Origin of the sequence: Ralstonia sp. 22086 (genome assembly GCF_052045975.1) — a bacterium.
Classification (GTDB): Bacteria; Pseudomonadota; Gammaproteobacteria; order Burkholderiales; family Burkholderiaceae; genus Ralstonia; species Ralstonia wenshanensis.
Genome location: NZ_JBQEPZ010000002.1, coordinates 850266 through 862038, shown reverse-complemented (window position 1 = coordinate 862038; position 11773 = coordinate 850266). Strand labels below are relative to the sequence as shown.

The 11773-nt window shown below is 65.2% G+C and carries 12 protein-coding genes; 5 read left to right on the top strand and 7 right to left on the bottom strand.

What is annotated here, in order from left to right; genetic code table 11:
* Positions 1 to 34: 34 nt before the first annotated feature.
* Positions 35 to 343 (bottom strand): FeoA family protein, encoded by a 309-nt coding sequence (locus ACTJK6_RS12885; RefSeq protein ID WP_316869514.1) that lies wholly within the window; start codon positions 341 to 343, stop codon positions 35 to 37.
* A 687-nt stretch (positions 344 to 1030) separates the two neighbouring features.
* On the opposite strand from ACTJK6_RS12885, the gene ACTJK6_RS12880 reads away from it, so the two are divergent.
* Entirely contained in the window at positions 1031 to 4582 is a 3552-nt protein-coding gene (locus ACTJK6_RS12880; protein ID WP_440839245.1) for an EAL domain-containing protein, read from the top strand.
* Between the two features lie 21 nt (positions 4583 to 4603).
* Here the strand turns inward: ACTJK6_RS12880 and ACTJK6_RS12875 are convergent, their stop codons facing one another.
* Positions 4604 to 6193: a methyl-accepting chemotaxis protein gene (locus ACTJK6_RS12875; protein WP_232040052.1), complete on the bottom strand. Its 1590-nt coding sequence runs from the start codon at positions 6191 to 6193 to the stop codon at positions 4604 to 4606.
* 215 nt (positions 6194 to 6408) lie between these two features.
* Between ACTJK6_RS12875 and ACTJK6_RS12870 the strand changes: the two genes are divergently transcribed.
* Positions 6409 to 6660 (top strand): hypothetical protein, encoded by a 252-nt coding sequence (locus ACTJK6_RS12870; protein ID WP_232040051.1) that lies wholly within the window; start codon positions 6409 to 6411, stop codon positions 6658 to 6660.
* A gap of 13 nt (positions 6661 to 6673) precedes the next feature.
* Here ACTJK6_RS12870 and ACTJK6_RS12865 read toward each other — a convergent pair whose 3' ends face one another.
* The 3 genes from ACTJK6_RS12865 to ACTJK6_RS12855 form a co-directional block, all read right to left on the bottom strand.
* Positions 6674 to 7495, bottom strand: coding sequence for a siderophore-interacting protein (locus ACTJK6_RS12865; RefSeq protein WP_440476498.1), 822 nt, complete (start codon positions 7493 to 7495; stop codon positions 6674 to 6676).
* Positions 7496 to 7587: 92 nt separating this feature from the next.
* The gene (locus ACTJK6_RS12860) at positions 7588 to 8256 is read right to left on the bottom strand and encodes a PadR family transcriptional regulator (RefSeq protein ID WP_232040049.1); all 669 of its coding nucleotides are present in this window, start codon (positions 8254 to 8256) and stop codon (positions 7588 to 7590) included.
* A 103-nt stretch (positions 8257 to 8359) separates the two neighbouring features.
* A complete protein-coding gene (locus tag ACTJK6_RS12855; protein ID WP_232040048.1) occupies positions 8360 to 8878 on the bottom strand; it encodes a MarR family winged helix-turn-helix transcriptional regulator in 519 nt (172 codons plus the stop codon).
* Between the two features lie 77 nt (positions 8879 to 8955).
* Here ACTJK6_RS12855 and ACTJK6_RS12850 point away from each other — a divergent pair, with 77 nt between their 5' ends.
* The 3 genes from ACTJK6_RS12850 to ACTJK6_RS12840 are packed head-to-tail and all read left to right on the top strand — an operon-like array spanning position 8956 to position 10522.
* Entirely contained in the window at positions 8956 to 9453 is a 498-nt protein-coding gene (locus ACTJK6_RS12850) for a carboxymuconolactone decarboxylase family protein (protein WP_232040047.1), read from the top strand.
* The gene (locus tag ACTJK6_RS12845) at positions 9450 to 9899 is read left to right on the top strand and encodes a GNAT family N-acetyltransferase (RefSeq protein ID WP_316657437.1); all 450 of its coding nucleotides are present in this window, start codon (positions 9450 to 9452) and stop codon (positions 9897 to 9899) included. Before ACTJK6_RS12850 ends, ACTJK6_RS12845 begins: the two co-directional genes overlap by 4 nt.
* Complete coding sequence (locus ACTJK6_RS12840; protein WP_440839243.1) at positions 9896 to 10522, top strand: FMN-dependent NADH-azoreductase; 627 nt, start codon at positions 9896 to 9898, stop codon at positions 10520 to 10522. Before ACTJK6_RS12845 ends, ACTJK6_RS12840 begins: the two co-directional genes overlap by 4 nt.
* Positions 10523 to 10554: 32 nt before the next feature.
* Here the strand turns inward: ACTJK6_RS12840 and pcp are convergent, their stop codons facing one another.
* On the bottom strand, positions 10555 to 11202 hold the full coding sequence (gene pcp / locus ACTJK6_RS12835) for a pyroglutamyl-peptidase I (protein WP_316869520.1): 648 nt from the start codon (positions 11200 to 11202) through the stop codon (positions 10555 to 10557).
* Positions 11203 to 11280: 78 nt separating this feature from the next.
* Positions 11281 to 11700: a MarR family winged helix-turn-helix transcriptional regulator gene (locus ACTJK6_RS12830; protein WP_440839240.1), complete on the bottom strand. Its 420-nt coding sequence runs from the start codon at positions 11698 to 11700 to the stop codon at positions 11281 to 11283.
* Positions 11701 to 11773: the final 73 nt, after the last annotated feature.

The following is an 11773-nucleotide window of genomic DNA, read 5'->3' as shown; positions in this document are numbered from 1 at the left end:
GCGGAGCCGGAAGGCGGCGGCAATGGGAGGCTGGCTATGCCGCCTCGCGCACCTTGGCGGGCGGGGGCGTCTCGGGAGCGGCGATGACGGCAGCGGGTTGCGTTGCCGATTGGGCGCGCAGGCGCACGCGGGCAGCCTCCTGGCGACGCAGTGCAAAGCGGGTGAAGCCCACCTGCACGACCAGCGGATCGCCGCCAAACGGGCCGACAGCCACTACGCGCACCTCTTCGCCCGTCACGAACCCGAGTTCGCGCAGGCGTTGGCTGATGGGATCGGCGGGTTCACGGTCTTCAACGTGATCCACCACCGCCGTCGCCCGGCGGGAAAGCTCGGAAAGCCGCATCGTGCGTGATCGTTAACGTAGCGTGGTACAAGCAGGGAGGCTAAATGCGAATCGTTTTCATTATAACGCAACATCCCGTGTGACGGGCTGCGGCACCCGGTCGCTGGGATGGATATTTCGGAGGACGGGTTGTTACGGAGTCAGGCGTTGTGCAGAAAGCACACGCGAAAGGCGCAGGGTGGTGAAACCCGCTGCCATGCAGGGTTTTTCCCAAATTACCCTATCCTGGGTATTGGCCTGAACGGGGGGCATTGCCTATCCTTCAACTGCGCTGAACTTCCCCGTTCAAAGCGTATTCTTGAAGCCACCGGATACCGCTATCCGGTGGCTTTTTCTATGGGTGCTTGCTGCGCACAGACGTCCCGCGCCAGACGCTGCCGGCACCTGACCGCGAGCTCGCCTTGCTGTTGAGCGGCATCGCGGCAACGGGGGTTGGGGCACCGCTTTGCCAACACCGCTACCACCTGTCATGCCGCCTGCCACGCCGATTTGCGGCTCGGTCACCTACAGACTATCCACAAGTTGCGTGCGATAGGAATTGCAAGCAAAATGCTTGCGCACTGCGTCAGCCGTCCGCCGGCACGATGCCGCAACTGCATCGTGCGCCGAGGGGATGGTCCTTGAGCCGCGCATCGTGCAACCGCAGAGTGCATTCGCTCTCCACATAAGGCTCTACCGGTCATTCAAGTGCCGAAGCACGCTTTCTTTCCCACCACGCTGCGCGGCCGCTTGCTTGCCCTGGCCGCGGTGGCCGCCTTGCCGGCCATCGTCGTGGCGATTGCCGGTGTGGCGCTTTACCGTGACCGGCTCAACGATCACCTTGCTCAGCACCTGACCCACGAAACCGAGGCCGCCGCAGCGCGGGTCGGCATGGTGCTCTCCAACGCCAATACGCTTCTCTCGGTGCTGCTTGCCGACGATTCGGCACTGCGCATGGAGCAGCAAGAGTGCAGCAGCTTCGTCAACCGCGTCTTCCATAACCAGAGCGAACTCGCGAACCTCGGCATCATCGACGCGCACCGCAAGCTGGTATGTACGCCCGACACGGCGAAGCTTGGCGTCGATCTGTCGGACCGGCCGTACCTCAACGAGATCTTGGCGACGGGCCGGCCTTCCTTGTCGACGTTCGTGACGGGGCGCGCCTCCAGCCAGGCCGTGTTGATTTCGGCGCGGCCGATGACAGGCAGCGACGGCGCGATCCGCGGCGTGGCATATGCAGCCGTGCGACAGAGCGCGTTGATTGCGGCAGCCGTGGACGGCATGCCGCAAGCGCCGGTCTATCTGGTGGATGCCGACGGCAATGTGCTGTCGACGCAGGGCACGTTGCGTGCAGCGCAAGTGCCGGCGGTGGTTCAGGGGCCGCTGCTGGCTGCAGCAGGGGAGCAGCCGGGCGAGCCGCTGCTGGTGGACGACACCGACGGCGTGCGCCGTGCCTACGCCGCCATGGTGGTGCCGCATGCGGCCGGCGGGCATTTGCGCATTGTGCGCGGTGTGGATGCCACCGATATCGTTCGCCAGCAGCGCAACGTGACGCTGGCTGGCGGCGGCGCCATCCTGCTGATGGTCGTGATGCTGCTGGCGCTGATCCAGATGGCCCTGCGCCGGATGGTGATGCCCCGCATCGATGCCCTCGTGGATGCGGCACGCCACTACGCAACGGGCGATTTTTCTGCCCGCGTGCCTGAGCACGGCACCTCGCGCGATGAACTCTCGCTGCTGGAACGTACCTTCAACGAAATGCGCGCCGCCATCCAGCGCCACGACGCCACCGTTCACCGCCTGACCGAACGCTTTCAGCGCGTGGCGCGTGCCACTAACGACTGGATCTTCGACTGGGATATCGCCACCGGCGAGTCCTGGGCCAACGCCAGCCTGCATCGGCTGCTTGGCAGTGATGCGCTGCTGAGCCCTGGCGACGACGACGGCACGGGCGGGGGTACCTCGCGCACGCTCACCTTCCACCAATTCGTCCACCCGGACGACGTCGATGCCTTCGCCAAGGAACTGCGCGCCGTACTGAATTCGGACCGCGACAGCTGGCAGCACGTCTGCCGCGTGATCGATGCCAACCGTGCCACGCGCACGGTGGAAATTCGCGCGAGCCTGTATCGAGATCAGAACGGCCGCGCCGTGCGCGTGGTCGGTGGGGTGACCGACATTTCGCAGCGCTCGGCGATTGAACAAGAGCTGCGCAGCAGCGAAGCGAACCTGAGGGTAGCCGAGCAGATTGCGCTCCTGGGTAGTTGGCGCTGGGACGTGCTGCGCGACTCGACCACGTGGTCATCGGGCATGTATGTGTTGACGGGCATGCCGCTGGGCGCGCCTCCGGCCTTTGCGCAGCAGGCGCAGTTCTTTACCGCCGACAGCTATAACCGCCTGCGTGAGGCCGCCAGCCGCGCCGTGACCGAAGGTGAACCGTACGCGCTGGACCTGGAGATGATCCGCCGTGACGGCGAACACCGCTGGGTGCTTTCGCGCGGCAACATCGAGCGCAATGATCGCGACGAGGTTGTCGCCCTGTTCGGCACCATGCAGGACATCACCGAGCGGCGCGATTCCGACGAGCAACTGCGGTTACTGCGTCGCGTGGTCGAGTCAGTGCCGTCAGGCATTACCGTGGCCGACGCACAGCAACCCGACCTTCCGATCGTGTATGTGAACCCCGGCTTCGAGCGCATGACGGGCTATCGCGCAGAAGAAGTGCTGGGCCGCAATGCGCGCTTCCTGCACTCGTCCGAGCCGGGGCAGCCCGCGCTCAATGAAGTGCGTGCCGCCCTGCGCGACGAGAGCGAGATCCGCGTGCTGCTGCGCAATTTCCGCAAGGACGGCCACGCGTTCCTGAACAACTTCCTGCTCTCGCCGGTGCGCGATGCCAAAGGCGCGGTCACGCATTACGTCGGCATTCAGGACGACGTGACCGAGCAGGAGATGACGCGCACGCGCCTGGCGCAGCACGCCACCATCGATTCGCTCACGGGCCTGCCCAACCGCACGCTGCTGGCCGACCGTGTGCAGCAGTCGGTGGAGATGGCCGCACGCCAGCGCAGCCGCTTCTATGTGGCGCTCGTCAACATTGATCGTTTCAAGGTCGTCAATGACAGCCTTGGCCACCTATTGGGCGACGAGGTGCTGCGCCGTGTGGCCGAGCGCCTGCGCGATGCGGCAGATACGGTGGACACTGTGGCGCGCTTTGGCGGTGACGTGTTTGCACTGGTGATCTCGCACGCGGGGTCGCGCGGTGTCGACTTCGGCTTCGACCTGTTTGCCGAGCCGGTGCGCGTGGAAGGGCACGAAGTGTTCGTGACGGCAAGCATTGGCGTGGCTGAATATCCAGCGCACGGTACAGACGCCGATAGCCTGATCCGCCATGCAGAGATGGCGATGTACTACGCCAAGCAGAACGGCCGCAATCGCCTGGAATTCTTCGCGCCCGAGATGGATATCGGCGTGTCGTACCGGCTGAACCTGGAACACCAGATTCGCGCAGCGCTGGAACAAGGCCAGTTCCGCTTGCTGTATCAGCCCCAGATCGACACCAAGACGGGCCGCGTGTGCGGGCTCGAAGCGCTGATCCGCTGGGTTCATCCGACGCGCGGGTTGCTGCCGCCGGCCGCGTTCATTCCGGTGGCCGAAGAGAGCGGGCTGATTGTCGAGATCGGCAATTGGGTCCTGACCGAGGCCGCGCAGCAGCACGCCGAGTGGCACAAGCGCGGCCTGGCCGATGACCTGACGCTGGCGGTGAACGTATCGCCGTTGCAGTTCAAGCGCGGCACCGTGTTGCCGACGTTGCTCAAGCTCCAGCGCCAATACGGCCTCGGCTCGGGCTTCCTTGAACTGGAAGTGACCGAGTCGATGCTGATGGAGGGCACCGAGCGCACCATCGAAGACCTCACTGCCATTCGGCAGCTTGGCGTGCGCATGGCCATCGACGACTTCGGCACAGGCTATTCGAGCCTGGCCTATCTGAAGCGCTTGCCAATCGACCTCATCAAGATCGATCGCGCGTTCGTCAAGGACATCGACCGCGATTCCAACGATGCCGCCATCTGCACGACCGTCGTGGTGCTTGCCCACAACCTGGGCGTGAAAGTGTGCGCAGAAGGCGTGGAAGATGCCGCGCAGTCTGCCTTCCTGACGTCGCACCAATGCGACGTGCTGCAGGGCTATTACTTCAGTGAGCCACTGTTGCCCGAGGCGGTGACGGCACTGCTGGAAAGCGACACGCGCTTCACGCTGTAAGGCGCTGCTCCTGCTGCGGCGCTAGGCGCGGAACACCGCGACGGCGTGCTTCAGATCTTCCGATTGGCGCGCCAGCACCGAGGTGGCCGCCGCTGCCTCTTCCACCAGCGTGGCGTTCTGCTGCGTGACCCCATCGAGCTGCGACACCGACGCGTTGATCTGCGCAATACCGCTGCTCTGCTCGCGCGAGCTGGCCGAGATTTCCGACATGAGCTGCGTGACGGTCTGCACCGACTGCACGATCTGCGTCATGGTGGCGCCGGCCTTGTGGACGAGGTCAACGCCGTCGCGCACGGATTGGTCGGAGGCGCGGATGATCTCCTTGCTCTGTGCTGCGGCCTGCGCGCTGCGTTGCGCGAGGCTGCGTACCTCGCCGGCGACGACTGCAAAGCCGCGGCCTTCTTCACCTGCGCGGGCGGCTTCAACGGCGGCATTGAGCGCAAGGATGTTGGTCTGGAACGCGATGCTCTCGATGGTGGCGATGATCTCGGTCACGCGCTGGCTGTCTGCGCGGATGGCGTCCATGGTGTGCACGACGCGCTGCACGACCTGGCCGCCGTCGGCCGCGATCGTGGAGGCCTCCTCGGCAAGCGCGCTGGCGGCGCGGGCGTGGTCCGCATTCTGCGCGACCATCGATGTCAGTTCTTCCATGCTCGAAGCGGTTTCTTCCAGTGCGGCAGCCTGCTGTTCGGTGCGGGCAGAGAGGTCATGGTTGCCGGCAGAAATCTGCAGCGTGCTGTGTGCGACGTTGGCGGCGCCGTCCTGGATATCGCGCACGATGGACGACAGACTCGCGCGCATGGTGGCCATGGCGCGCATGACTTCGCCCAGTTCGTCGCTGGAGCGGGCTTCAACCACGGTGGTCAGATCGCCGGCTGCCAGGCGCGTGGCCAGCATGGCGGCTTCTTCCAGCGGGCGGATGAGGGTTCGCGCAAGCAACACGCCCGACATCGTCGCCAGCCCCGCGCAACCGACGCCGGTGAGCCACAGCCAGTCGCGGCTGAACACGAGCCACGCTGCGCCATGCAGATCGGCGGCTTCCAGCGCGATGTGCGCCCACAGCGTACCGATCAGGATGGCCGACGCAATCAGTGTTTGCAGACCGATCACCTTGAAGCGCAGGCTGTCGCGCTGGAACAGATTCGCGGCGCGCCGCCAGCCTGTGCGAAGAATGCGGCCGGCGCGCACGGTGTACGACCTATCGCCCTCATTGATGGCGGTGTAGGCGCGTTGCGCGCGCGCGATCTGCGCAGGGGTGGCCATCGAACGCACGGACGTATAACCGACCACCGCATTGTTCTGAAACACCGGCGTCACGTTGGCCAGCACCCAATAGAAACCGCCATCCTTGCGGCGGTTCTTGACGAACCCGCGCCATGGCTTGCCGGCTTGCAGCGTGGCCCACAAGTCGGCGAACGCGGCTTCGGGCATGTCTGGGTGGCGCACGAGGTTGTGCGGCGCACCGACCAGTTCTTCCTGCGAATAGCCGCTGACGCGCACGAACGCCGGATTGGCGAAGACGATGCGGCCTTTGAGGTCGGTCCGGGAGATGAGGTAGTCCGTCGGGTTGAGGGCGGTTTCGGCTTGGGTGACCGGCAGATTCTTGCGCATGGTTGTGCCGCGCTTCGTGGGCGCAGATGGACGGAAGGAGGGGCGCGCGAGAAACGCGCTTTCCTCCCTTGCATCGGCACGCCCGCGACGGGCTAAAGGTGATGCGGGCGCCGGCAGTTGATCTCGATCAAATCACGAGGCGATGCCCAGATGGGCATGGCCGTTGCTACCTTGCTGGCAATGCGCCGTTCAGGCGCTGCAGATGGAGGAACAAGGTGCACAAGATCTGTGGAGACGTTGAAATCGTCCCGCGTGTGGTTCCCGCCGGTGGGCGGGGCTGGGAGGCGCGTGTCGAGGTGGTGTTCCGCGGCGCGGAAGGGCAATCGTTGTCGGGCTCGCAACCGGTGCGGCCCGGATGTACGTTTGGCTCGCCGCGCGAAGCGATGGACGCGGCGCTGCTTTACGGACAGCGCCTGCTGCGCGATTGGGTGCGGGGTGGCGCGCCCAGTGCCGAAGTCGCCACTTGAAGCGACTCGAAGATCAACGCGCCTCGGCCGCCTTGCGTTCTTCGCGCGAAAGCCCTGCCGTCCAGTAGCCCTTGGCGTCGATGGCGTCGCGCGGCACGGCCCAGGCGCCTTCGAGCAGCGTGCGGACCTGTTTGAGCAAGGACGCCTCGCCGGCCAGGAACACCTGCGGCGTGCCGGTCGGCATGGACTGGGCGCTGAGTGCGCCGACCATCATTGCGCCGGCGTGCGCCGTATCGCTCTCTACCCAATGGATGTTGCGGCTGCGCGGGTGGCTTGCCAAGGCGCCTTCCAGGGGCAGTCTGGCGCGAGCGTCCCCGATGGCGATATAGGTCAGCACCTGCGCGTGCTCGGGCAATGTTTCCAGAATTGCGAAGATGGCGGGCAACGCCGTTTCATCGCCGATGAGCAGCGTCCACGGTGCAGCGGGGTCGGCGCGGAAGCCGCGCTTAGGGCCCGCAAATTCCACTTCATCGCCCGGGGCGGCGTGTTCGAGCCAGCGTGCCGCCGGGCCATGCTGCGTGGCGGGCGTTTCGTCGTGCACGACAAAATCGATTTCCAGTTCGCCGCGGGCAGGGTGATAGCGGCGGATGGTGTAAGCGCGCCCAAGCGTGCGACCGCTGCCTGCGGCATCGTGCGGAAACATCAGCTTGATGGCCGCGCCGGGCGCAGCGCTGGCCAGATCGGCGAGATCCGTAGCGGCTACGCCGGTAAACACCACGCGGCGCATGCGCGGCGACAGGGTATGGATAGCGCGCACACGCATGCGGCGTGTGGCGGGTTTGACAGAACTGAGCAGCTGCGACATGAGACCTTGTGTGCGATTGAAAGCAAACATAGATGGCTGCGAAATGAACCGACTGGACCGACGCGGTGCCCGGGCGACGAAACATCCCCCGGGGCGGCTGAACAGATGCTGCTGCTTGCCGCTCACCGCTCGCCGGTGATTTCCTTGAGGGCACGTAGCAGGATGTCTGCCACGCGTTGCTGTTCTTCGCGCGAGGCGAAGCGTTTTTCCATGAGCGCGAACTTCAGACGCCAGCGCGCGGTGCGCAGCGGGTCGTGCCCCGTGTCCGTCCACTCGGCGGCGTTGTCGGTTTCGCGGTCGAAGGCCATGGCCTCGTTCATGCGCTTCACACGCTCGCCCATGGCGCGCAGTTGCGCGAGGATGGCATCGGCACTGTGCTGGCGCTCGGCCAGCCACGTTTCGCCTTCGGGCGTGATGCCGTAGCGCTTCTTGTTGCCCTCGACGGTAACGGAAGCGAAGCCGTGGTCTTCCAGGTACGACAGCGCCGGATACACCATGCCCGGGCTTGGCGTGTAGAAGCCGAGCGAATGCTCTTCCACTGCCTTGATCAATTCATAGCCGTGGCGGGGCGTGCCCTTGAGCAGCGCCAGCAACACGAGCTGCAAGTCGGCCGAACTGAGCCGGCGGCCGCGCCACGGGCTGCCACCGTCGTCATCGCCTTCACCGTAGCCGCCGGGGCCGCCAAAACCGCCCATGCCACGCCCGAAGCCGTGTCCGCCGTGACCGTGGCGGCCCATCATGAAGTGTTTTGCAATCCACATTTTGTGGTGATGTCCGAACCAACCGCGCATTGTCATTCTCCTGAAGAACATCATCAGATATATCGTAAGATACATCGGATGATAGTGGCGGCCGTCCAGAAGTCAAGGACAGCGGAGAAAAATGACGTGCGAATCAGGGGGCGGGTTTGTCGCTGCCGAGTGTTGCGACGTGTACAAGCCAACGCCGCACGACCTCTTCTTCCTTGGCCGAGAACCCTTCCAGCAAGTCCTGCTCGATGCCGCCGGAGCGTTCTCGGCACGCTGCAAGCAGGGCAGAGCCCTCCGTTGTGACGTCGATGTGCTGGATTCGGCCGTGCACGGCGTGGGGCCGGCGGGTGATGGCGCCGCTGCGCTCCAGGTTGGTGACGATCACGCTCACCGTCTGGGGTGTGAGCATGGTCAACCGGGCGAGGTCGGCATTCGAGATGCCCGGGTAGGCCCGGAGCATCGTGAGCACCAGGAATTGCGGCAGCGTGACACCCACGTCGGCCATGGCCCGCTCCATGCGGAGCCGGTGCGCGGCGCTGGCCTGGCGCAGCAGATAGCCAAGATAGCCTTCTTCACCGCGCTTGCCCTGTCCGGGCTCGGGGATGGAGGGCGAGGTGCGGGGCGGGTCGGTTTCCTTGCCGGCGGCAGGAGTGCGCTTGCTCATGATGTCAGAGTTCGAATATGATGTTCGAGCACTGATATTACCATTCCTCCAACCCGGACCTTTAACAGGAGCCAGACATGGAAGATCTCTCCCCTCGCATGGATTACTCGGAATTTGTCGACACCGCCGTCGGCGTGGCCCCTGCATTGCAGGCGCTTGGCAAGGCAGTCGATGCCTCAGGGCTGGAAAAGCCGCTGACCGAGCTCGTCAAGCTGCGTGCCTCGCAAATCAACGGATGCGCGTTCTGCGTGCAGTTCCACCTGAACCTGGCGCGCAAGCTGCGCGTGGCGCCGGCCAAGCTCGATCTTGTGGCGGTTTGGCGCGACACGCCGGCGGTTTTCACGCCGCGCGAGCGTGCCGCGCTGGCCTGGACGGAAGCGCTGACCACCCTGGCCCGCGCCGCCGACCACGGCGTGGAAGATCACGAATACGACGCCGTGCTCCAGCATTTCTCCAGGACGGAAGTCGCGTTCCTCACGGCCGCCGTCGCCAACATCCAGGCGTGGAACCGTATTGCCGTCGCGATGCGCTTTGCGCCGCAGGTGCCGGCCGCCGTGGCCGCAGAGGAAGCATGACCATGGACACCATCCGCCCCATCGAAGACGAAGCCGCGTTGCGTGCGTGCTTTCCCGTCATGCATCAACTGCGGCCGCATCTTGCCGACGCCGACGAGCTGGCCGCGCGCTGGCGCCGGCAGGTGGAAGACGGCTATCGCCTCATCGCCGTCTGGCGCGATGGCGTGCCGGTTGCGCTGGCGGGGTATCGGCAGCAGGAGAACCTCGTCTACGGTCCGTTCATGTATGTCGACGATCTGGTGACCGATGCCAACCTGCGCAGCAGCGGCCTCGGCAACGTGCTGATGGACCACCTCAAGGCCGAAGCCGAGCGCCTGGGCTGTGCACGGCTCGTGCTCGACACGCCGCTGTCCAACGTGCTCGGCCATCGCTTCTACTATCGCAATGGGCTGCTCGCAGGTGCTTTGCGCTTTGGCATGAACATGCAACCCGGGGCTGCACGATGACAACGTTGCTGCACGTGACCGTGAGCCCGCGCGACGATCGCTCGCACAGCCGGCGTGGCGCGCAATTGGTGATTGCACAATTGGCTGAAGCCGTCGGTAGCCTGCGCATCGTCGAGCGCGACCTGGCGGCGACCCCGCTGCCGCATCCCGATGCCGGCTTTGTCGAGGCCAGCCTCATGCCCGATGCCGACCGCACTGCAGCGCACCGCGCCGCGCTGGCGTTGTCGGAAACGTTGATCGGCGAGCTGGAAGCGGCGGATGCCGTGCTGATCTCCACGCCGGTGCACAACTACACGGTGCCTTCGGCGTTGAAGGCGTGGATCGATCTGGTAGTGCGGCCCGAGCGCACGTTCCGCCGCACGCCCACGGGCAAGGTGGGCATGCTGACCGATCGCTCGGTGCTGGTTGTGTCTGCCTCCGGCGGCAACTTCGATGGCGCCCACGCGCAGACCGATTTCCTGATGCCGTATCTGCGGTATGTGTTTGCCACGGTGGGCATCCGTCAGGTCGAAGGCATCCGCTTGCAGAACACGGCACGCGGTGCCGATTCCGCCATGCGGACCTTGGAAGGCTTCCGACAGGAGCTGGCTGCGCGGATGTTGTTGATGCCGCTGGTGGCCTGATTGCATCAGGCCCGACCGCGGTGTTGCGCGTGTCAGTGGACGGCCCCGCCGCTGACCTTCAGGTCTGCCCGCGTGGCCAGCGCTGTACGCACCGCCAGACGGATCCCCTCGATTTGCGTATCGATCGCCAGGCTCGGCCGGCCCGCGTGCCGCGCCGCCAGCTCGGGCGTGGTCGGCACGTGGATGAAGCCGCCGCGCACATGCGGCGCACGCGTGGCAATGTGGTGCATCAAACCGTAGAACAGGTGGTTGCAGTTGTAGGTGCCTGCACTTTGCGACACGCCTGCCGGCACGCCCGCCTCGCGCAGCGTTTGCACGATCGCCTTGATCGGCAGCGTTGAAAAATACGCCGCCGGCCCATCGGGCACCACGGGCGTATCGACGGGCTGATTGCCCGCGTTGTCCGGAATGCGTGCATCGATCACGTTGATGGCCACGCGCTCCACCGATATCTCCGTTCGGCCCGTGGCCAACCCGAGCGCGAAAACCAACGTGGGCGACGTTTCCTCGATCGCGTTGACCAATGTTTCGTTGGCGAGACCAAACACACACGGCAACTGCCGCGCCACGATGACCGCGTCATCCACCTGCGTGCCGTCGAGTGCCTGCGCGATGTCCCACGAAGGGTTGGTGGGGTCGGATTCAAACGGCTCGATGCCGGTGACGAGAACGGTAGCCATGCGGGCGCTCCTCGGTTATATCCGTAGTGATGCAACTATTTGCCGATCAAAAAGGCGGCAATGACCGCCCCGTTTTTCTTACGTGTTCAGTGCACTCCGAACGTCGCGGATGGCCTGCACCGTATCGTCGAACGCGCTTGCGCCGACATGCTTGCGCAAGCGCCGCGCAACCTTGGCGCTGGCGGCTTGCAGCGCGTCTTCTACTGCACGGGCCGCCTCCGTGGGGAACAGGTTCCACTCGCGGCCGTCCTCTGCGGACGGCTGGCGCTCCACCAGATCCTTGGCGACCAAGCCATCGACAAGACGCGTGGCCGTGGGCCGCGCAATGCCCAGCACTTCGGCCAGTTCGCGGTTGAGCACGCCGGGCCGCTTGAGCACCGCGCGCAGCACAAAGCCTTGCGGCGGCGTCAGGCCGAAGGGTGCGTACGCTGCCGCCCATTCGTGTTCGACGGAGCGCGCCAGCGCGGTGGTGTTGAAGTACAGGCAGTGATCAAACATGTGCGGCAGTCTAGCGACGGATCGTTAGGGATGCAATGAATTTATCCGCCCATCGATCTGCTCAAGGTGCGGC

Excerpts from the sequence above, each read along its gene's own strand:
- ACTJK6_RS12885 (WP_316869514.1), bottom strand. The coding sequence starts at position 343 with ATGCGGCTTTCCGAGCTTTCCCGCCGGGCGACGGCGGTGGTGGATCAC.
- ACTJK6_RS12875 (WP_232040052.1), bottom strand. The coding sequence starts at position 6,193 with ATGCGCAAGAATCTGCCGGTCACCCAAGCCGAAACCGCCCTCAACCCG.
- ACTJK6_RS12865 (WP_440476498.1), bottom strand. The coding sequence starts at position 7,495 with ATGTTTGCTTTCAATCGCACACAAGGTCTCATGTCGCAGCTGCTCAGT.
- ACTJK6_RS12860 (WP_232040049.1), bottom strand. The coding sequence starts at position 8,256 with ATGCGCGGTTGGTTCGGACATCACCACAAAATGTGGATTGCAAAACAC.
- ACTJK6_RS12855 (WP_232040048.1), bottom strand. The coding sequence starts at position 8,878 with ATGAGCAAGCGCACTCCTGCCGCCGGCAAGGAAACCGACCCGCCCCGC.
- ACTJK6_RS12850 (WP_232040047.1), top strand. The coding sequence starts at position 8,956 with ATGGAAGATCTCTCCCCTCGCATGGATTACTCGGAATTTGTCGACACC.
- ACTJK6_RS12845 (WP_316657437.1), top strand. The coding sequence starts at position 9,450 with ATGACCATGGACACCATCCGCCCCATCGAAGACGAAGCCGCGTTGCGT.
- ACTJK6_RS12840 (WP_440839243.1), top strand. The coding sequence starts at position 9,896 with ATGACAACGTTGCTGCACGTGACCGTGAGCCCGCGCGACGATCGCTCG.
- pcp (WP_316869520.1), bottom strand. The coding sequence starts at position 11,202 with ATGGCTACCGTTCTCGTCACCGGCATCGAGCCGTTTGAATCCGACCCC.
- ACTJK6_RS12830 (WP_440839240.1), bottom strand. The coding sequence starts at position 11,700 with ATGTTTGATCACTGCCTGTACTTCAACACCACCGCGCTGGCGCGCTCC.